We start from the raw sequence: 17,555 nt of genomic DNA on the forward strand, positions 1-17,555 counted from the left end.
ATGTATCTTTGTGATATTCCTGGGGGAATTGAGGCCTCCCCCTCATATTGGAGTCCCCCTTATAGGGGGACGGAAATATGGAGGGGGCGAGACCTCAGAAGGGGGCTGGAGCATAGAATGTCAGCCTGTCGCGAGTATACTTCGTTATGACTTTATGCTCCAATGCTTCTGCGAGCAGTTTGTTATAGAACTTGTATGAGCAGATATTGGCCAAATCGCATACTTCACTCTTTAACTCTCCACCTCCAATTTCTTCTTTGCCGTGCATTGCGTCGAGGAATAGTTTCTGTACGTCAAACTGCCAGCCGCCGTCCTCATTCTGTACGATATACTCCTTTTTCAGTTGTGGCAGCTTGTCTTGTCTGGTGTTATTGCTCTTCTCTTCAGGTGCATCGCTCATGATGGGCAAACCGTTTTCGTTTACGGTGAAGTAGAACTTCTGGTCCCAGTCGTATTTGCGCGAGTTGTCCTGTTCGAACTTGAAGATGCGGTGTGGCAACTTCTCGCAGGTATAAATCTCGAAAGCCTTATTGGTCAGTTCGGTACCAATCCATCCACGCAGGTTGTGATCTTCGCCACTTTTGTTCTGGTGGAGCACGCAGGCGATGCAGCACTGGTTGTCTGAGGCCAGTTTCATGAGTTCCTCCATTACCTCCTGTGCCAGCACGCCGTCGTTGATATCGTTCACCAGGTCACGTATGCCGTCGATGATCACCAAATCTGGGCTGCACATACGTACGGCCTCAAGCAGCAGTGAGCGCCGTTCCTTCCATTCCGTTATGCGTACGTTGAAGATGTCAAGAAGACATGGTGGCGATGGCTTGTCAAAGAGGGATGGTGATTGCGAGGGAACGACCATCTTCAGGATACGGTTTTTCAAAATGTCTTGTGTGGACTCGTCGCTTTGCTCGGTGTCGTACCATAACACGCGCAAAGGCTGTTCCTGTTCACGGTGGAAGAACAATACGTCGCGCATCTGACAGCACGCTATCAGCATAGACGATACGAATGTCTTGCCGCTCTTGGCCTTACCTGTAATGGCTACCAGTTCCTTACGCGGAAAGCATGGCTTGCCGTTTACCCGGAAGAGAAACTCCATCTTGGGCAGTTGCTTATCGGGCGTGATGCGCAGCTGCTCCAGTTGTAGCATCAAGGTACTGAGTGTGGTATCTTCGCCTGCATGTTTCAACTCTGTATCCAGTTGGGTTAATGCTTGATTATCCATAACTTCATTTTCTTTTGTTTACGTTGTACTTTCCTTCTAGAAAAACGTTCTTCTAACTGGATGCAAAATTATGAAATAAACAGAAATTTATCCCCCTATATAGGGGGTATGATAATCCTATATAGGGGGAAATGACGCTGAATGTCAGCTATTTATCAATCCTCGAAGATCTTGTCTATGTCCTTGGCGCGGTTGGGCAACTGACCCGTGTCCTGTGAATGCTGTTTCTCTTGGGCCAGGTTATTAATGCCCCATAGCATTTGGAAAGGTTTCCATTTAGTATTCTTAAGCTCTAATTTCTCAGCAAACAGTTCGGCAATATACCATGCCTGTTGTCTGGAGGTGCTGGGACATAACTGGTGGTTGCTGTCTACGAATCCCTCTTCTTCTAGTCTTTCCCAGTATTTCATGGCTTTCGGTGTACTGAGCTCAGGTGGCAGTTCGCAATTCCTCTTTGGGTTCTTGTGCTCATAGATCATGTCCTCCAGTTTGCTTCTTGTATGGTCCCAACCGGGAAATTCAGAAAAGTACTTGTCCCATTTTTCGTATTTCTCAATGGCTTTGTCGTAATCGAAAATACGCAGCACTCGAGCGAAGCGATGGATGAGCATCTCTTCGGTGACAAGTAATCCCTCTTGGGGAGTATGTATGTCTTGCTGCTGTATCATGATGATTGATGGTTTGTAGATCGTTTCCTGAAATGAAAGTTGAGGGGATGGTTAAGAAAATGAGTCTATGTGGAATAGCAATAACAACTCGTATGGCAGATCGGCGTTTCGTCGTCCTGCCATTACCCGCCTTGGGCGTATAGGATGTTATTTTCGTGTTGTTCATGAATGCAAAATTACGTAATATTTTCCAAAAACGAACGTAAAATATACAACTATTTTTTGCATTCTTCGCAAATAGGAGAATTTTACGTAAGAATGGAAAAGGGCCTCGCGGGCGCGGGTACAATATTAAAAAAAAAGGTGAGAGTTAAGAGTTAATAGTTAAGAGTTAATAGTTAGGAGGTGTTGTGCGGCAAAGCCGTACTTTCTCTCAAATAATAAAAAATCCTAAATAATGCTAATTTGGAGGTGGGTAGTATTGCGTATTCCATATAAAAGTTGTACCTTTGCACCCGCAAAAGTGGCCGTTGCGCTGGCAATTCGCTAACAACACACTGAAAAAGAGCAGTTTATGTTCCGAAAGAAAAGGGATCGGCTGTTTCTCATTTTTGTGTGCGTATAGGTGGATAAAAGGCAAAATGACACTAAAAGCAAAAGAGAATACAATATTTATTTATAACATTTTTATTATTAAAATTTTAAACTGAAATGCCAGGATTATTAGGAAGAAAAATCGGAATGACATCCGTTTTCAGTGCCGACGGTAAGAATGTACCGTGCACTGTTATCGAAGTTGGTCCTTGCGTTGTGACCCAGGTCAAGACAGTTGAGAAGGATGGCTACAAGGCTGTTCAGCTCGGTTTTGGCGAGGCAAAGGAGAAGAACACAACAAAGCCCATGATGGGTGTGTTCAAGAAGGCCGGCACAACACCTAAGGCCCACTTGGCCGAGTTCAAGTTTGAAGAGGACTACAACCTGGGTGATACCATCACCGTAGAGCTTTTCGCTGATACAGAGTTCGTAGACGTTGTAGGTACTTCAAAAGGTAAAGGTTTTCAGGGTGTAGTTAAGCGCCACGGTTTCGGTGGTGTAGGTCAGAGCACTCACGGTCAGGACGACCGTCTGCGTAAGCCCGGTTCTATCGGTGCTTGTTCTTACCCCGCTAAGGTGTTCAAGGGTATGCGCATGGGTGGCCACATGGGTGGTGACCGCGTAACCACACAGAACCTGAAAGTATTAAAGGTGATTCCTGAGCACAACCTTCTGCTTGTGAAGGGTAGCTGCGCTGGATGCAATGGTTCAACTGTTTTAATCGAGAAGTAAGAGATGGAAGTTAGTGTATTGAATATCAACGGTCAGGAGACCGGTAGAAAGGTAACTCTGAATGAGGCTATCTTTGGTGTTGAGCCTAATGACCACGTCATTTATCTGGACGTTAAGCAGTATATGGCCAACCAGCGTCAGGGCAACGCTAAGTCAAAGGAGCGTAGCGAGATCTCTGGATCTACACGCAAACTGGGTCGTCAGAAGGGCGGCGGCGGTGCTCGTCATGGTGATATCAACTCTCCTCTGCTGCGTGGTGGTGGTCGCGTGTTCGGTCCTACACCTCGTGACTATGGCTTCAAGCTGAACAAGAAGGTTAAGCAGCTCGCTCGTAAGTCAGCTCTGACTTATAAGGCTCAGGAGAATGCTGTTCTCGTACTCGAGGACTTCAACTTTGAGGCTCCAAAGACTAAAGATTTTGTAAATATTGCTAAAAATCTGAAAGTCGATGGTAAGAAGTTGCTCTTCGTTTTGCCAGAAGCAAATAAAAACGTATATTTGTCGGCTCGCAACCTGCAGAAGGCTGAGGTGATCGAGGCTGCCAACGTGAATACCTACAAGGTACTCGACGCTGACGTTCTGGTTATCACCGAGAAGTCACTGGAGACAATCGACGGAATCTTAAACAAGTAAAAAGGAGACATTAGACTATGGCATTTATTATAAAACCCCTGGTCACTGAGAAGATGACCAAGATTACGGAGAAGCAGCCTAACCGCTATGGCTTCATCGTACGTCCTGAGGCTAATAAGATTGAGATTAAGAAGGAAGTCGAGGCTCTTTATAACGTAACCGTTGAGGATGTCAACACGGTTCGCTACGCTGGTAAGCGCAGTCAGCGTTATACAAAGGCCGGTCTCGTGAAGGGACAGAAGAACGCCTTCAAGAAGGCTATTGTCACTCTGAAAGAGGGTGAGGAAATTGATTTTTACAGCAATATTGATTAATAAAAAATGGCAGTACGTAAATTAAAGCCCGTAACTCCGGGTCAAAGACACAAAATTATTGGCACGTTCGAGGATATTACTGCATCCGTGCCAGAGAAGTCTCTCGTTTACGGTAAGCGTTCTACCGGCGGTCGAAACAACACCGGTAAGATGACTGTTCGCTACATGGGTGGCGGTCACAAGAAGAAGTATCGTCTGATCGACTTCAAGCGAGAGAAAGATGGTGTACCTGCTGTAGTAAAGACAATCGAGTACGATCCTAACCGTTCAGCTCGCATTGCACTTCTTTTCTACGCAGATGGTGAAAAACGTTACATAATTGCTCCTAATGGACTGCAGGTTGGCGCAACACTGATGTCTGGTGCGGAGGCAGCGCCCGAGGTGGGTAATGCTCTTCCCCTTGCCAACATTCCCGTAGGTACGGTGATTCACAACATTGAGCTCCGTCCTGGTCAGGGTGCACTGCTCGTTCGTTCGGCTGGTAATTTTGCTCAGTTGACTTCTCGTGAAGGAGACTATTGCGTGATTAAGCTCCCTTCAGGTGAGACACGTAAGGTCCTCTCTGCTTGTAAGGCTACTGTAGGTGCTGTAGGCAACTCTGACCACGCACTGGAGGCATCAGGTAAGGCTGGTCGCTCTCGCTGGTTGGGACGTCGTCCTCACAACCGTGGTGTTGTTATGAACCCCCACGATCACCCAATGGGTGGTGGTGAAGGCCGTCAGTCTGGTGGACACCCACGTTCACGTAAGGGTCTGTACGCTAAGGGTCTGAAGACACGTGCACCTAAGAAGCTTTCAAACAAGTACATTATTGAAAGAGCTAACAAGAAGTAATCAAAGTAACAAGAGTTAAATTATGAGTCGTTCATTAAAGAAAGGTCCTTATATCAACGTTGCTCTCGAGAAGAAAGTTCTCGCTATGAATGAGAGCGGCAAGAAGAACGTCGTAAAGACATGGGCCAGAGCATCAATGATCTCACCCGATTTCGTGGGACACACTGTTGCAGTTCATAACGGTAACAAATTTATCCCTGTTTACATTACTGAGAACATGGTTGGTCACAAGCTCGGTGAGTTCGCACCCACACGTCGCTTCGGTGGTCACGCCGGTAACAAGAAGTAATGCTCCAGGGTGAATTAAGAATTAAGAATTAAGAATTAAGAAATTACAATGGGAGCAAGAAAACATATTAAGGCTGAAGAGAGAAAAGCAGCTCTTAAGACACAGTATTTTGCAAAGTTGAAAGGCTGTCCTTCTTCTCCGCGCAAGATGCGCTATGTCGTGGATATGATCCGTGGCATGGAGGTGAACCGCGCTCTGGGCGTGCTTCGCTTCTCAAAGAAGGCTGCTGCCGCTGATGTGGAGAAGCTTCTCCGCTCAGCCATCAATAACTGGGAGCAGAAGAATGATCGCAAGGCCGAGGCCGGCGAGTTGTTCATCACCCGCGTATTCGTTGACGAGGGCGTAACCCTGAAGCGCATGCGTCCCGCCCCACAGGGCCGTGGCTATCGTATCCGCAAGCGCAGTAACCACGTCACTCTGTTTGTTGACGCTAAAACTAACGACGTAAAAGAATAATAGAATGGGACAGAAAGTAAATCCAATTAGCAACCGTCTGGGTATCGTTAGAGGTTGGGATTCAAATTGGTTCGGAGGCAAGGACTTCGGAGATAACCTGGTAGAGGATCAGAAAATCCGTAAGTACCTCAACGAGCGTCTGGCTAAGGCTAGCGTTTCTAAGATTGTCATCGAGCGCACTTTGAAACTGATTACCATTACTATTTGCACGGCTCGTCCGGGTATCGTCATTGGTAAGGGTGGACAGGATGTAGACAACTTGAAGGATGAGCTGAAGAAGCTCTTCGACAAGGAAGTACAGATTAATATCTTTGAAGTAAAGCGTCCAGAACTTGACGCAACAATCGTTGCCACGAACATCGCTCGCCAGATCGAGGGCAAGATTGCTTATCGTCGTGCTATCAAGCAGGCTGTGGCCAACACCATGCGCGCTGGTGCCGAGGGTATCAAGGTTCAGATCTCAGGTCGTCTTAACGGTGCTGAAATCGCACGTAGCGAGATGATCAAGGAGGGCCGTACTCCCCTGCACACATTCCGTGCTGACATCGACTTCTGCCAGGCAGAGGCTCTGACTAAGGTTGGTCTGCTGGGCATCAAGGTCTGGATTTGCCGTGGTGAAGTTTACGGCAAGGTTGACCTCGCTCCTAACTTCTCTCAGGAGAAGCAGAGTGGCCGTGGCAACGGAGGTAACAATGGTGGCCGTAAGTTCCGCAATAAGAAGAAGTAATTAATTATTAAAGAAAGAAGCTATCATGTTACAACCAAAAAGAGTAAGATATAGAAGGCCTCAGGATGGACGTGGCAACAAAGGCAACGCCCACAGAGGTACAACACTGGCTTTCGGATCTTTCGGTATCAAGACACTTGACGCTAAATGGATCGACAGCCGCCAGATTGAGGCAGCCCGTGTTGCTATCAATCGTTATATGAACCGTGAAGGTCAGGTTTGGATCCGCATCTTCCCCGACAAACCCATCACTCGTAAGCCTGCTGACGTACGTATGGGTAAGGGTAAGGGTGATCCCGCAGGATGGGTTGCACCTGTAACTCCTGGTCGTATCCTCTTCGAAGTGGAAGGCGTACCTTTTGAGATCGCCAAGGAGGCTCTTCGCCTCGGTGCTCAGAAGCTGCCAGTTAAGACCAAGTTTGTTGTAAGACGTGACTACGATAAAAACGCTTAATTAGTATGAAGACGAAGGAAATTAAGGAGCTTGAGACCAAAGAATTGGCCGAGCGTTTGGAAACTGAGGTTGCTAAGTACAACCAGATGAAGTTCAATCACAACGTAACTCCGCTGGAGAACCCATCACTGATTAAGGCTGCACGTCGTGATATCGCACGCATGAAGACGGAACTCCGTCAGAGAGAACTTAACAAATAACAATGGTCCAGATGGAAACAAGAAATTTAAGAAAGACAAGACAGGGTGTCGTTATCAGCAACAAAATGGATAAAACCATTGTTATTGCCGCTAAGTTCAAGGAGAAGCACCCTATTTATGGTAAGTTCGTCCAGAAAACGAAGAAATACCATGTACATGATGAGAAGAATGAGTGCAATGTAGGTGATACAGTGCTCATTATGGAAACCCGCCCTCTGTCTAAGACAAAGCGCTGGAGATTAGTTCAAATCGTTGAAAAGGCTAAGTAATTATGATACAGACAGAATCAAGACTTACAGTATGTGATAACAGCGGTGCACGCGAGGCTCTCTGCATCCGTGTGCTGGGTGGTACCCGCCGCCGTTATGCCAGTGTAGGCGACGTGATTGTCGTTGCTATCAAGAACGCAATCCCTACTAGTGATGTGAAAAAGGGTGCAGTGTCGAAGGCTCTGATTGTTCGCACTAAGAAGGAAATCCGTCGTGCTGACGGTTCTTACATCCGTTTTGATGACAATGCATGCGTACTGCTGAACAATGCTGGTGAGCTCCGTGGTAGCCGTATCTTCGGTCCCGTGGCTCGTGAGCTGCGCGCAGTTAACATGAAGGTCGTTTCTTTGGCACCTGAGGTTCTTTAACATTAAAAAGATTAAAAAGTAATGAGCAAGTTACATATCAAGAAAAACGATACAGTCATGGTCCTGGCCGGTGAGGACAAGGGCAAGACTGGTAAGGTGCTGAAGGTCTTGGTAGAGAAGCAGCGTGCTATTGTTGAGGGTATCAATATCGTCAACAAGAGCACAAAGCCCAGCGCCAAGAATCCTCAGGGAGGTTTCGAGAAAGTCGAGGCTCCTATTCATATTTCTAACTTAAGTTTGATTGACCCCAAGAGTGGCAAGGCTACCCGTGTTGCTATCAAGCACGAGGGTAAGAACGTCGTTCGCGTGGCAAAAAAATCAGGAGAGGAGATTAAGTAATGAATACAGCACAACTGAAGAAAACTTATGCCGAGCAGATCGCTCCGGCTCTGATGAAGCAGTTCAACTATAGTTCTGCTATGCAGATTCCTGCCCTGAAGAAGATTGTCGTAAACCAGGGTCTGGGCGACGCTACTCAGGATAAGAAGATTATCGAGGTAGCTATCAACGAGATTTCTGCCATCACTGGTCAGAAGGCCGTTGCTACATATTCTAAGAAGGATATCGCAAACTTCAAACTCCGTAAGAAGATGCCTATCGGCGTTATGGTAACACTGCGTCGTGAGCGCATGTACGAGTTCCTCGAGAGACTCGTTCGCATCGCTCTGCCCCGTATCCGTGACTTCAAGGGTATCGAGAGCAAGTTCGACGGTCGTGGTAACTACACACTGGGTATCCAGGAGCAGATTATCTTCCCCGAGATCAATATCGATTCAGTAGACCGCATCCAGGGTATGAACATCACCTTCGTTACATCGGCTCAGACCGACGAGGAGGGTTATGCTCTGCTGAAGGCTTTCGGTCTCCCATTCAAGAACGCTAAAAACGACTAAGAGATATGGCAAAAGAATCAATGAAGGCCCGCGAGGTAAAGCGCGCCAAGCTCGTTGCCCGCTATGCTGAGAAGCGTGCTGCACTGAAGAAGGTAATCGCTACTGCCGACGTTAACACCGAGGAAGGTGCTATGGCTGCCTACGAGGCTGCCCGCAAGCTGCAGGAGATTCCCCGCAACGCTAACCCCATCCGTCTGCACAACCGTTGCAAGGTGACAGGTCGTCCAAAGGGTTACATGCGTCAGTTCGGTCTCTCTCGTATTCAGTTCCGTGAGATGGCATCAAACGGTCTGATTCCCGGAGTGAAGAAGGCTAGCTGGTAATCAAAAAAAGAGATTTTCATTTTTATTTAATATTGTCGGGGGAGTCCCGATTAATTAAACAATTATTTTTATGACAGATCCAATAGCAGATTTTCTGACGAGGTTGAGAAACGCAATCATGGCTAATCACCGTGTTGTGGAAGTACCAGCTTCAAACTTGAAGAAGGAAATTACTAAGATCCTCTTCGAGAAGGGTTACATTCTGAACTACAAGTTCGTTGAGGATGGCCCTCAGGGTACTATCAAGGTTGCCTTGAAGTATGATCCTGTAACAAAAGAGAACGCCATCAAGTTCTTGAAGCGCGTATCTACACCAGGTCTCCGTAAGTACACTGGTTACAAAGATATGCCGAGAGTTATTAACGGACTGGGTATCGCTATCTTATCCACGTCTAAAGGTGTAATGACAGACAAAGAGGCCGCAGCCCTGAAGATCGGTGGTGAGGTACTTTGCTACGTTTATTAATTGGAGGATAGAATATGTCAAGAATAGGAAAATTGCCAATTAGTATTCCTGCTGGCGTAACAGTCGCTCAGGATAAGGACGGAGTCGTTACCGTTAAGGGTCCCAAGGGTGAACTCTCTCAGAAAGTCGACAAGTCAATCATCGTTAAGATTGAGGACGGTCACGTAACTTTCGAAGTTGACGAGAACAGCCCTGTTAACTACAAGCAGAAGCAGGCTTTCCATGGCCTCTACCGCGCACTCGTTAACAACATGGTTGTTGGCGTAAGCGAGGGTTACAAGAAGGAGATGGAGCTCGTAGGTGTAGGTTACCGTGTTTCTAACCAGGGTAACATCATCGAGTTCGCTCTGGGTTATACTCACCCCATCTTCATCCAGCTTCCTAAGGAGGTTAAGGTTGAGACAAAGTCTGAGCGTAACCAGAATCCTCAGATTATCCTCGAGTCTTGCGACAAGCAGCTCCTCGGACTTATTTGTGCTAAAATTCGTTCTTTCCGCAAGCCTGAGCCTTATAAAGGAAAGGGTATCTTGTTCCAGGGTGAGGTTATCCGTCGTAAGTCGGGTAAGTCAGCATCAGCTAAGTAATTAAGAATTAAGAACTAAGATTAAGAATTCAAGATTATGACGACTAAGAAAGTAGAAAGACGAATTAAGATCAAATATAGAATTCGTAAGAGCGTGTTCGGTACAGCCGAGCGTCCTCGTATGAGCGTGTTCCGCAGCAACAAGCAGATCTACGTTCAGGTGATTAACGATTTGGAAGGTAAAACACTTGCATCTGCATCTTCTGCTGGCCTCGAGGCTATGCCTAAGATTGAGCAGGCTGCCAAGGTTGGTGAGATGATCGCCGCTAAGGCTAAGGAGGCTGGCGTAGAGTCAGTTGTCTTCGACCGTAACGGTTATCTGTATCACGGCCGCGTGAAGTCTCTCGCTGATGCAGCTCGTAAAGGTGGACTTAATTTTTAAACGATTATGGCAATGAACAAAGTTAGAGTAAATAGTGACGTTGAACTGAAAGACAGACTGGTTGCCATCAACCGTGTAACTAAGGTAACCAAGGGTGGTCGCACCTTCACATTCGCAGCTATCGTTGTTGTCGGTGACGGCAATGGCGTAATCGGCTGGGGCCTGGGTAAGGCTGGTGAAGTAACAGCTGCTATCGCCAAGGGTGTAGAGTCTGCCAAGAAGAATCTTGTTAAGGTTCCCGTGCTCAAGGGTACTATCCCTCACGAGATGGAAGCACGCTTCGGTGGTGCTCAGGTATTCCTGAAGCCCGCTGCTGCCGGTACCGGTCTTGTAGCCGGTGGTGCTATGCGTGCCGTTCTGGAGAGCGTTGGTATTAAGGATGTGCTTGCTAAGTCTAAGGGTTCTTCTAACCCCCACAACTTGGTGAAGGCTACCATCGAGGCCCTGAGCCAGATGCGTGACGCTTACACCGTTGCAGGCAATCGTGGTATCAGCATGAACAAAGTATTCAACGGATAAGGAGGTATAGACTATGGCAACAATTAAGATTCAGCAGATTAAGAGTAAGATCGGTTATCCCGTTGACCAGAAGCGTACCCTCGAGGCACTTGGCCTTCGTAAGATCGGCCAGGTCGTTGAGAAGGAAGATTCTCCCGCTCTCCGTGGTATGATTCGCAAGGTTCATCATCTGGTGACCGTTATTGACTAAACAGTAATAACACATTAAAACAGAATTCGATTATGAAACTGAATAATTTGAAACCTGCAGAGGGCTCTACCCACGCACGTCGCAGAATCGGTCGCGGACCTGGTTCAGGTCTGGGCGGTACTTCTACCCGTGGTCACAAGGGTGCCAAGGCTCGCTCTGGTTATAAGAGAAAGATTGGTTTTGAAGGTGGTCAGATGCCTTTGCAGCGTCGTGTTCCGAAGTCTGGTTTCAAGAACATCAACCACAAGGAGTACTTTGCTGTTAACCTCTCTACTCTCCAGAAACTGGCAGAGGAGAAGAACCTCACTAAGATCGGTGTTGCAGAGTTGGTGGCTGCTGGCCTGACCAACGGCAAGGAACTGGTTAAGGTTCTCGGTAACGGCGAGCTCAAGGCTAAGGTTGACGTGGAGGCTAATGCCTTCTCAAAGACCGCTGAGGAAGCAATCAAAGCAGTAGGTGGAAACGCAACAATAATCTAAAAACGAAAATGAAGAAGTTAATAGACACCCTAAAGAACATCTGGAAGATCGAGGATCTGCGTCAGCGCATCCTTATCACAGTATTATTCGTCGCAATCTACCGTTTCGGTACAAAGATTGTGCTTCCAGGTATTGATTACAATGGACTGGATGAATTACAGAACCAGACTGCAACAGGTCTGATGTCACTGCTGGATATGTTCTCGGGTGGCGCATTTTCTCACGCGTCAATCTTCGCGCTGGGAATTATGCCTTACATCTCGGCTTCTATCGTTATGCAGCTTCTCGCTGTCGCTGTACCTTATTTCCAGAAGATGCAGCGCGAGGGTGAGAGCGGCCGTAAAAAGATTTCAGCTTATACTCGGTACCTGACAGTAGCAATCCTGCTGTTCCAGGCACCGAGCTACCTCTTTAACCTGAAGTTCCAGGTTGGTCCTGCCCTTGCTTCGGGCATCGACTGGCCTGTTTTCATGGTTCCCGCTACCATCATCCTTGCTGCAGGTAGTATGTTTATCCTGTGGCTGGGTGAGCGCATAACAGATAAGGGTATTGGTAATGGTGTATCTCTGATCATTATGATCGGTATCATCGCCCGTCTGCCGAACGCTTTCTTCCAGGAGGCTGGCTCACGTTTCGCTGCCGCTACAGGTGGTGGTCTGGTGATGTTCCTCATTGAGATTATCATCCTCTACGCCGTTGTTTGCGCCGCTATTGTTTTGGTGCAGGGTGTTCGCAAGATCCCCGTGCAGTATGCAAAGCGTGTCGTTGGCAATAAGCAGTACGGTGGTGCACGTCAGTACATCCCCCTCAAGCTCTTTGCTGCTAACGTGATGCCTATCATCTTCGCACAGGCACTCATGTTCATCCCCTTAGCCATTGTACAGTATGCTAATCCTCAGGAGGCAAGCTGGTTCACTCGCTCGCTCATGGATCACCAGAGCTGGCTCTATAATGTGATCTTCGCTGTCCTGATCATCGCATTCACTTACTTCTATACTGCCATCACTCTGAATCCTACTCAGATGGCAGAGGATATGAAGCGTAACAATGGTTTCATTCCTGGCGTGAAGCCCGGTAAGGATACCGCTGACTACATTGACACGGTGATGTCGCGCATTACACTGCCTGGCTCACTGTTCATCGCATTCATCGCTATCATGCCTGCTTTTGCCGGACTGTTGGATGTTAAACAGGAGTTTGCTCAGTTCTTCGGTGGTACATCTTTGTTGATTCTCGTTGGTGTGGTACTCGATACCCTCCAGCAGATTGAGAGTCACCTCCTGATGCGCCATTATGATGGTCTGCTTAATTCTGGTCGTATCCACGGCCGCGGTGGTGTAGCAGCTTACTAAGCGAATGAAGATATTTCTGAAGACTGAAGATGAAATTGAGCTGATGCGCCAGGCCAACCAGCTGGTTGGAAAAACCCTTGGCGAATTGGCAAAACATATAAAACCTGGTGTAACGACCCTCCAGTTGGATTGTGTGGCCGATGAGTTTATTCGCGACCATGGTGCTATCCCGACTTTCAAGGGTTTCCCCAATCCATATGGAGGGCCGTTTCCTGCCAGTATCTGCACATCGGTGAATGATGTCGTGGTTCATGGCGTCCCCGATGAGGAGACAGTGCTGAAGGACGGAGATATTATCTCTATCGACTGTGGCACACTCCTGAATGGCTTCAATGGCGACTCTTGCTATACGTTCTGCGTGGGCGAGGTGTCAGACGAGGTCAAGAAACTGCTCAGGGTGACTAAGGAGTCGCTCTACAAGGGCATTGAGAATGCAGTGGCAGGAAAGCATATAGGTGATATCGGCAGCGCCGTTCAGGACTACTGTGAGGCCGAAGGCTACGGAGTGGTGCGTGAACTGACAGGACACGGTATCGGCAGGGAGATGCATGAAGACCCGCAAGTGCCTAACTATGGAAGACGTGGTAATGGTGTGATGTTGAAGGCTAACATGTGTATCGCTATCGAACCGATGATTACGATGGGCAAGCGCGACATCTATCTGAAACCAGATCGCTGGAGCATTTGTACACGTGACGGCAAACCGGCTGCTCATTTCGAACATACGATTTGCGTCCGCAAAGGCAAGGCCGAGATTTTATCATCATTTGAAGAAGTTGAATCATTAGAAGGTATAATTTACTAATAGCAAAGCATGGCAAAACAATCCGCTATTGAGCAGGATGGAACAATTATCGAGTCGCTCTCGAATGCAATGTTCCGCGTAGAACTAGAGAATGGTGTGCAGATCATTGCACATATTTCAGGTAAGATGCGTATGCACTACATCCGTATCCTCCCTGGCGACAAGGTCAAGGTAGAGATGAGTCCCTACGATTTGACAAAAGGAAGAATTGTTTTTCGATACAAATAAATTTATTAAGAGATATGAAAACAAGAGCATCGTTGAAGAAGCGCACCCCCGATTGCAAAATCGTACGTCGTAAGGGTCGCCTGTTCGTTATCAACAAGAAGAACCCTAAGTACAAGATGCGTCAGGGTTAAAAAAAACTAAAATAGCATAGCAAAGTGCGGAGGTTTGCGAAAATCTTCGTACCTTTGTGCGCTTTTTAGTAGAAATTCGAATTTTACACATTATTAATTATCTTTTATATTAACAAATGGCAATAAGAATTGTTGGAGTAGATTTGCCCCAGAACAAGCGTGGCGAAATCGCATTGACCTATATCTATGGTATCGGTCGAAGTAGTTCAGCAAAGATATTGGATAAGGCAGGCGTCAGCCGCGACCTGAAGGTTAGCGAGTGGAACGACGACCAGGCAGCTAAAATCCGTGAAATTATCGGCGCTGAATTCAAAGTAGAAGGTGATCTCCGCAGTGAGATCCAGTTGAATATCAAGCGACTGATGGATATTGGTTGCTATCGTGGAGTCCGTCATCGTAATGGTCTTCCTGTTCGCGGTCAGAGCACCAAGAACAATGCTCGTACTCGTAAGGGTAAGAAGAAGACTGTTGCTAACAAGAAGAAGGCTACGAAGTAATTCTGTTAAACATTAAAAATTAGAGATTAAAAGAATTATGGCAAAGAAAACAGTCACTTCAAAGAAAAGAAACGTGAAGGTAACGGCCATCGGTCAGTTGCACGTTCACAGCTCTTTCAATAATATTATCGTTTCGTTGGCTAATGACGAGGGTCAGATCATCTCTTGGTCATCAGCTGGTAAGATGGGCTTCCGTGGTTCTAAGAAGAACACTCCTTATGCTGCTCAGATGGCTGCAGAGGATTGCGCTAAGGTTGCTTTTGACCTGGGTCTGCGCAAGGTAAAGGCTTATGTTAAGGGTCCCGGTAATGGCCGTGAGTCAGCTATCCGTGCCGTACACGGTGCTGGCATCGAGGTTATCGAGATTGTTGACGTAACTCCACTGCCACACAACGGCTGTCGTCCTCCAAAGCGTCGTCGCGTATAATAATAGGACGATATAACGTAATAACGATATAACGTAATAACGAAACATTTTTATAGTATATGGCAAAGTATATTGGACCGAAATCTAAAATTGCACGCCGTTTTGGTGAACCCATCTTCGGCGCTGACAAAGTTTTGTCTAGGAGAAACTTCCCTCCTGGACAGCATGGCAATAACCGCCGCCGCAAGCAGTCGGAGTATGCTGTCATGCTGGCAGAGAAGCAGAAAGCCAAGTACACTTATGGAGTGCTTGAGCGCCAGTTCCGCATCTTGTTTGAGAAAGCTGCAAAGGCTGACGGTATCACCGGTGAGGTGCTGCTGCAGTTGCTGGAGTGCCGTCTCGACAATGTTGTGTTCCGTCTGGGACTTGCTCCTACCCGTGCCGCTGCCCGTCAGCTGGTAGGTCACCGTCACATCGTTGTTGATGGTAAGGTAGTTAACATTCCTTCGTACTCTGTGAAGGCTGGTCAGGTGATCGGTGTTCGTGAGAAGTCTAAGTCTCTCGAAGTTATCGGTGACGCTCTGGCTGGTTTCAATCACAGCAAATATCCCTGGATCGAGTGGGACGAGAATCAGAAGGCCGGTAAGTTCTTACACCGTCCTGACCGTGCCGACATCCCCGAGAGCATTAAGGAGCAGTTAATCGTTGAGTTGTACTCTAAGAACTAATCAAAATCATTGAATTAATGGCGATATTAGCATTTCAAAAACCCGATAAAGTGGTAATGTTGGAAGCCAACGAGCGATTCGGCAAGTTCGAATTCCGTCCGTTGGAGCCGGGCTTCGGTGTAACCATCGGTAACGCCCTGCGCCGCATACTCCTTTCATCGCTTGAGGGCTATGCCATCAACACCATCCGTATTGCTGGTGTAGAGCATGAGTTCTCATCCGTTCCTGGTGTAAAGGAAGATGTTACCAACATTATCTTGAATCTGAAGCAAGTTCGATTCAAGCAAATAGTTGAAGAATTCGAGAACGAGAAAGTCAGCATCACCGTCGAGAATTCAACCGAGTTCAAGGCCGGTGATATCGGCAAGTATCTGACTGGATTTGAAGTGTTAAATCCCGATTTGGTGATTTGTCATCTCGACTCTAAGGCTTCAATGCAGATAGATCTGACCATTAACAAAGGTCGTGGATACGTTCCTTCAGATGAGAACCGTGAGTTCTGCACTGACGTGAATGTCATTCCCATCGATTCTATCTACACTCCTATCCGTAACGTGAAATTCGCAGTAGAGCCTTTCCGCGTTGAGCAGAAGACCGACTACGATAAGCTCGTGCTGGAAGTCACAACGGATGGTTCCATTCACCCAAAGGACGCCCTGAAAGAGGCTGCTAAGATCCTTATCTATCACTTCATGCTCTTCTCTGATGAGAAGATTACCCTCGAGACCAACGATGTCGAGGGCAACCAGGAGTTTGATGAGGAGGTACTGCACATGCGTCAGTTGCTCAAGACCAAGCTCGTTGACATGAACCTCTCTGTTCGTGCCCTGAACTGTCTGAAGGCTGCCGATGTAGAGACACTTGGTGATCTCGTACAGTACAATAAGACTGACCTCCTGAAGTTCCGTAACTTTGGTAAGAAATCGCTCACTGAGCTTGATGATTTGCTCGAGAGTCTGAATCTGTCGTTTGGAACCGATATTTCAAAGTATAAACTGGACAAGGAGTAATATCGTTTTGATGATATGAAGATTGCCCAATAAAAAAAAGTAAAAAGAAAAATGAGACATAATAAGAAATTCAACCATCTCGGTCGTACTGCATCGCATCGCGCTTCCATGCTTGCCAACATGGCCATCTCGCTGATCATGCACAAAAGAATCACTACGACCGTGGCCAAGGCAAAGGCCCTCAAGAAGTATGTTGAGCCCCTGATCACTAAGGCTAAGGAGGACTCAACTAACTCACGTCGTGTAGTATTCAGCTACCTTCAGAACAAGGAAGCTATCAAGGAACTCTTCTCTACTGTAAGTGAGAAGGTTGGCGACCGTCCCGGTGGATACACCCGTATCATCAAGCTGGGTACCCGTCAGGGTGACGCTGCTCAGATCTGCTTCATCGAGCTCGTAGACTTCGATCCCGAAATGGCAAAGACTGAGACCAAGAAGAAGGCTACTCGTCGTTCTCGTAAGGCTACTAAGGCCGAGGCTCCTGCTCAGGAGGCTCCTAAGGCTGAAGAAGCTGCTGCCGAGGCACCCGCAGCCGAAGAGGCTCCGAAGGCTGAATAAGGTTTCGATCAATAGAAACAATATCTCTGATATGAAGGTCCGCATCACACGATGCGGATCTTTTTTTATGCCTGGTAGAAACTGAGGGGTAACTAGTAGATTCTAGTTATTACTAGTTTTACTAGTTCTAACTAGTTCTAACTAGTCTTTCTAGTTCTAACTTGTCTTTCCTAGTTTATCCTGTTTTAGGCTTGCGTGCTCTTTTGTGGTATTTTTAAGCCCCTATAAGGCTTTCCTCTGCTCTTTGTGATATCTTATGCCTCTATACAGAGAAACGCGCTCCTAGCCCCTGAAATTCCCCTGAAATTAAAAACGCCCCCAAGAGCGGATGCTCCTGGGGG

Annotated in this window: 31 protein-coding genes; 29 read left to right on the top strand and 2 right to left on the bottom strand. The window is 47.2% G+C overall.

All coding sequences use genetic code 11. The annotated features are described in order from the left end of the window. Positions 1-94: 94 nt before the first annotated feature. Together L6466_RS02215 and L6466_RS02220 are read right to left on the bottom strand one after the other, a co-directional pair. Positions 95-1,225 carry an AAA family ATPase gene (locus L6466_RS02215; protein WP_237802213.1) on the bottom strand — a complete coding sequence of 377 codons (1,131 nt, stop codon included), beginning with the start codon at positions 1,223-1,225 and terminating at the stop codon, positions 95-97. Between the two features lie 155 nt (positions 1,226-1,380). Next, on the bottom strand, positions 1,381-1,893 hold the full coding sequence (locus L6466_RS02220) for a hypothetical protein (protein WP_237802212.1): 513 nt from the start codon (positions 1,891-1,893) through the stop codon (positions 1,381-1,383). 651 nt (positions 1,894-2,544) lie between these two features. Here L6466_RS02220 and rplC point away from each other — a divergent pair. From rplC to rplQ, 29 genes are all read left to right on the top strand, one after another. Further along, complete coding sequence (gene rplC / locus L6466_RS02225) at positions 2,545-3,159, top strand: 50S ribosomal protein L3 (RefSeq protein WP_237802211.1); 615 nt, start codon at positions 2,545-2,547, stop codon at positions 3,157-3,159. A gap of 3 nt (positions 3,160-3,162) precedes the next feature. Next, positions 3,163-3,792 (top strand): 50S ribosomal protein L4, encoded by a 630-nt coding sequence (gene rplD, locus L6466_RS02230; RefSeq protein WP_091818926.1) that lies wholly within the window; start codon positions 3,163-3,165, stop codon positions 3,790-3,792. Positions 3,793-3,809: 17 nt separating this feature from the next. Beyond that, on the top strand, positions 3,810-4,106 hold the full coding sequence (rplW, locus tag L6466_RS02235) for a 50S ribosomal protein L23 (protein ID WP_091818927.1): 297 nt from the start codon (positions 3,810-3,812) through the stop codon (positions 4,104-4,106). A 6-nt stretch (positions 4,107-4,112) separates the two neighbouring features. Then, positions 4,113-4,940, top strand: a complete 828-nt coding sequence (gene rplB, locus L6466_RS02240) for a 50S ribosomal protein L2 (protein WP_091818928.1) — start codon at positions 4,113-4,115, stop codon at positions 4,938-4,940. Between the two features lie 22 nt (positions 4,941-4,962). Beyond that, on the top strand, positions 4,963-5,229 hold the full coding sequence (gene rpsS, locus L6466_RS02245) for a 30S ribosomal protein S19 (protein WP_027448975.1): 267 nt from the start codon (positions 4,963-4,965) through the stop codon (positions 5,227-5,229). A 48-nt stretch (positions 5,230-5,277) separates the two neighbouring features. Further along, entirely contained in the window at positions 5,278-5,685 is a 408-nt protein-coding gene (gene rplV, locus L6466_RS02250) for a 50S ribosomal protein L22 (RefSeq protein WP_091818929.1), read from the top strand. A gap of 4 nt (positions 5,686-5,689) precedes the next feature. Beyond that, on the top strand, positions 5,690-6,412 hold the full coding sequence (rpsC, locus tag L6466_RS02255) for a 30S ribosomal protein S3 (RefSeq protein WP_091818930.1): 723 nt from the start codon (positions 5,690-5,692) through the stop codon (positions 6,410-6,412). Positions 6,413-6,437: 25 nt separating this feature from the next. After that, entirely contained in the window at positions 6,438-6,866 is a 429-nt protein-coding gene (gene rplP / locus L6466_RS02260) for a 50S ribosomal protein L16 (RefSeq protein WP_091818931.1), read from the top strand. A 5-nt stretch (positions 6,867-6,871) separates the two neighbouring features. Next, positions 6,872-7,066 (top strand): 50S ribosomal protein L29, encoded by a 195-nt coding sequence (gene rpmC / locus L6466_RS02265; protein WP_091818932.1) that lies wholly within the window; start codon positions 6,872-6,874, stop codon positions 7,064-7,066. Positions 7,067-7,068: 2 nt separating this feature from the next. Next, positions 7,069-7,335, top strand: a complete 267-nt coding sequence (gene rpsQ, locus L6466_RS02270; protein WP_091818933.1) for a 30S ribosomal protein S17 — start codon at positions 7,069-7,071, stop codon at positions 7,333-7,335. A 2-nt stretch (positions 7,336-7,337) separates the two neighbouring features. Next, positions 7,338-7,703, top strand: a complete 366-nt coding sequence (gene rplN, locus L6466_RS02275; RefSeq protein ID WP_091818934.1) for a 50S ribosomal protein L14 — start codon at positions 7,338-7,340, stop codon at positions 7,701-7,703. Positions 7,704-7,724: 21 nt separating this feature from the next. Further along, positions 7,725-8,042: a 50S ribosomal protein L24 gene (gene rplX, locus L6466_RS02280; RefSeq protein WP_091818935.1), complete on the top strand. Its 318-nt coding sequence runs from the start codon at positions 7,725-7,727 to the stop codon at positions 8,040-8,042. Further along, a complete protein-coding gene (gene rplE, locus L6466_RS02285) occupies positions 8,042-8,596 on the top strand; it encodes a 50S ribosomal protein L5 (RefSeq protein WP_091818936.1) in 555 nt (184 codons plus the stop codon). Before rplX ends, rplE begins: the two co-directional genes overlap by 1 nt. Before the next feature lie 5 nt (positions 8,597-8,601). Further along, positions 8,602-8,919 (top strand): 30S ribosomal protein S14, encoded by a 318-nt coding sequence (gene rpsN, locus L6466_RS02290; protein ID WP_091818937.1) that lies wholly within the window; start codon positions 8,602-8,604, stop codon positions 8,917-8,919. 70 nt (positions 8,920-8,989) lie between these two features. After that, entirely contained in the window at positions 8,990-9,385 is a 396-nt protein-coding gene (gene rpsH / locus L6466_RS02295; RefSeq protein WP_091818938.1) for a 30S ribosomal protein S8, read from the top strand. A gap of 14 nt (positions 9,386-9,399) precedes the next feature. Further along, a complete protein-coding gene (gene rplF, locus L6466_RS02300; protein ID WP_091818939.1) occupies positions 9,400-9,969 on the top strand; it encodes a 50S ribosomal protein L6 in 570 nt (189 codons plus the stop codon). Between the two features lie 36 nt (positions 9,970-10,005). Further along, positions 10,006-10,350, top strand: a complete 345-nt coding sequence (rplR, locus tag L6466_RS02305) for a 50S ribosomal protein L18 (RefSeq protein ID WP_091818940.1) — start codon at positions 10,006-10,008, stop codon at positions 10,348-10,350. 6 nt (positions 10,351-10,356) lie between these two features. Then, positions 10,357-10,869, top strand: coding sequence for a 30S ribosomal protein S5 (gene rpsE / locus L6466_RS02310; RefSeq protein ID WP_091818941.1), 513 nt, complete (start codon positions 10,357-10,359; stop codon positions 10,867-10,869). A gap of 13 nt (positions 10,870-10,882) precedes the next feature. After that, positions 10,883-11,059 (top strand): 50S ribosomal protein L30, encoded by a 177-nt coding sequence (gene rpmD / locus L6466_RS02315; RefSeq protein WP_091818942.1) that lies wholly within the window; start codon positions 10,883-10,885, stop codon positions 11,057-11,059. Between the two features lie 32 nt (positions 11,060-11,091). Next, a complete protein-coding gene (gene rplO / locus L6466_RS02320; RefSeq protein ID WP_091818943.1) occupies positions 11,092-11,538 on the top strand; it encodes a 50S ribosomal protein L15 in 447 nt (148 codons plus the stop codon). A gap of 8 nt (positions 11,539-11,546) precedes the next feature. Beyond that, positions 11,547-12,890, top strand: a complete 1,344-nt coding sequence (gene secY, locus L6466_RS02325; RefSeq protein WP_091818944.1) for a preprotein translocase subunit SecY — start codon at positions 11,547-11,549, stop codon at positions 12,888-12,890. 4 nt (positions 12,891-12,894) lie between these two features. Next, the gene (map, locus tag L6466_RS02330) at positions 12,895-13,695 is read left to right on the top strand and encodes a type I methionyl aminopeptidase (RefSeq protein WP_237802210.1); all 801 of its coding nucleotides are present in this window, start codon (positions 12,895-12,897) and stop codon (positions 13,693-13,695) included. 9 nt (positions 13,696-13,704) lie between these two features. Beyond that, complete coding sequence (infA, locus tag L6466_RS02335; protein WP_091818946.1) at positions 13,705-13,923, top strand: translation initiation factor IF-1; 219 nt, start codon at positions 13,705-13,707, stop codon at positions 13,921-13,923. Positions 13,924-13,937: 14 nt separating this feature from the next. After that, complete coding sequence (gene rpmJ, locus L6466_RS02340) at positions 13,938-14,054, top strand: 50S ribosomal protein L36 (protein WP_009160995.1); 117 nt, start codon at positions 13,938-13,940, stop codon at positions 14,052-14,054. A 116-nt stretch (positions 14,055-14,170) separates the two neighbouring features. Continuing rightward, positions 14,171-14,551, top strand: coding sequence for a 30S ribosomal protein S13 (gene rpsM, locus L6466_RS02345; protein WP_027448994.1), 381 nt, complete (start codon positions 14,171-14,173; stop codon positions 14,549-14,551). 37 nt (positions 14,552-14,588) lie between these two features. Then, on the top strand, positions 14,589-14,978 hold the full coding sequence (rpsK, locus tag L6466_RS02350; RefSeq protein WP_091818947.1) for a 30S ribosomal protein S11: 390 nt from the start codon (positions 14,589-14,591) through the stop codon (positions 14,976-14,978). A gap of 59 nt (positions 14,979-15,037) precedes the next feature. Then, positions 15,038-15,646 carry a 30S ribosomal protein S4 gene (gene rpsD / locus L6466_RS02355; protein ID WP_091818948.1) on the top strand — a complete coding sequence of 203 codons (609 nt, stop codon included), beginning with the start codon at positions 15,038-15,040 and terminating at the stop codon, positions 15,644-15,646. Between the two features lie 17 nt (positions 15,647-15,663). Then, the gene (locus L6466_RS02360; protein WP_091818949.1) at positions 15,664-16,656 is read left to right on the top strand and encodes a DNA-directed RNA polymerase subunit alpha; all 993 of its coding nucleotides are present in this window, start codon (positions 15,664-15,666) and stop codon (positions 16,654-16,656) included. Positions 16,657-16,707: 51 nt separating this feature from the next. Further along, positions 16,708-17,214 carry a 50S ribosomal protein L17 gene (gene rplQ / locus L6466_RS02365; protein WP_091818950.1) on the top strand — a complete coding sequence of 169 codons (507 nt, stop codon included), beginning with the start codon at positions 16,708-16,710 and terminating at the stop codon, positions 17,212-17,214. Positions 17,215-17,555 lie beyond the last annotated feature (341 nt).

The organism is Prevotella communis, from assembly GCF_022024175.1.
Classification (GTDB): Bacteria; Bacteroidota; Bacteroidia; order Bacteroidales; family Bacteroidaceae; genus Prevotella; species Prevotella communis.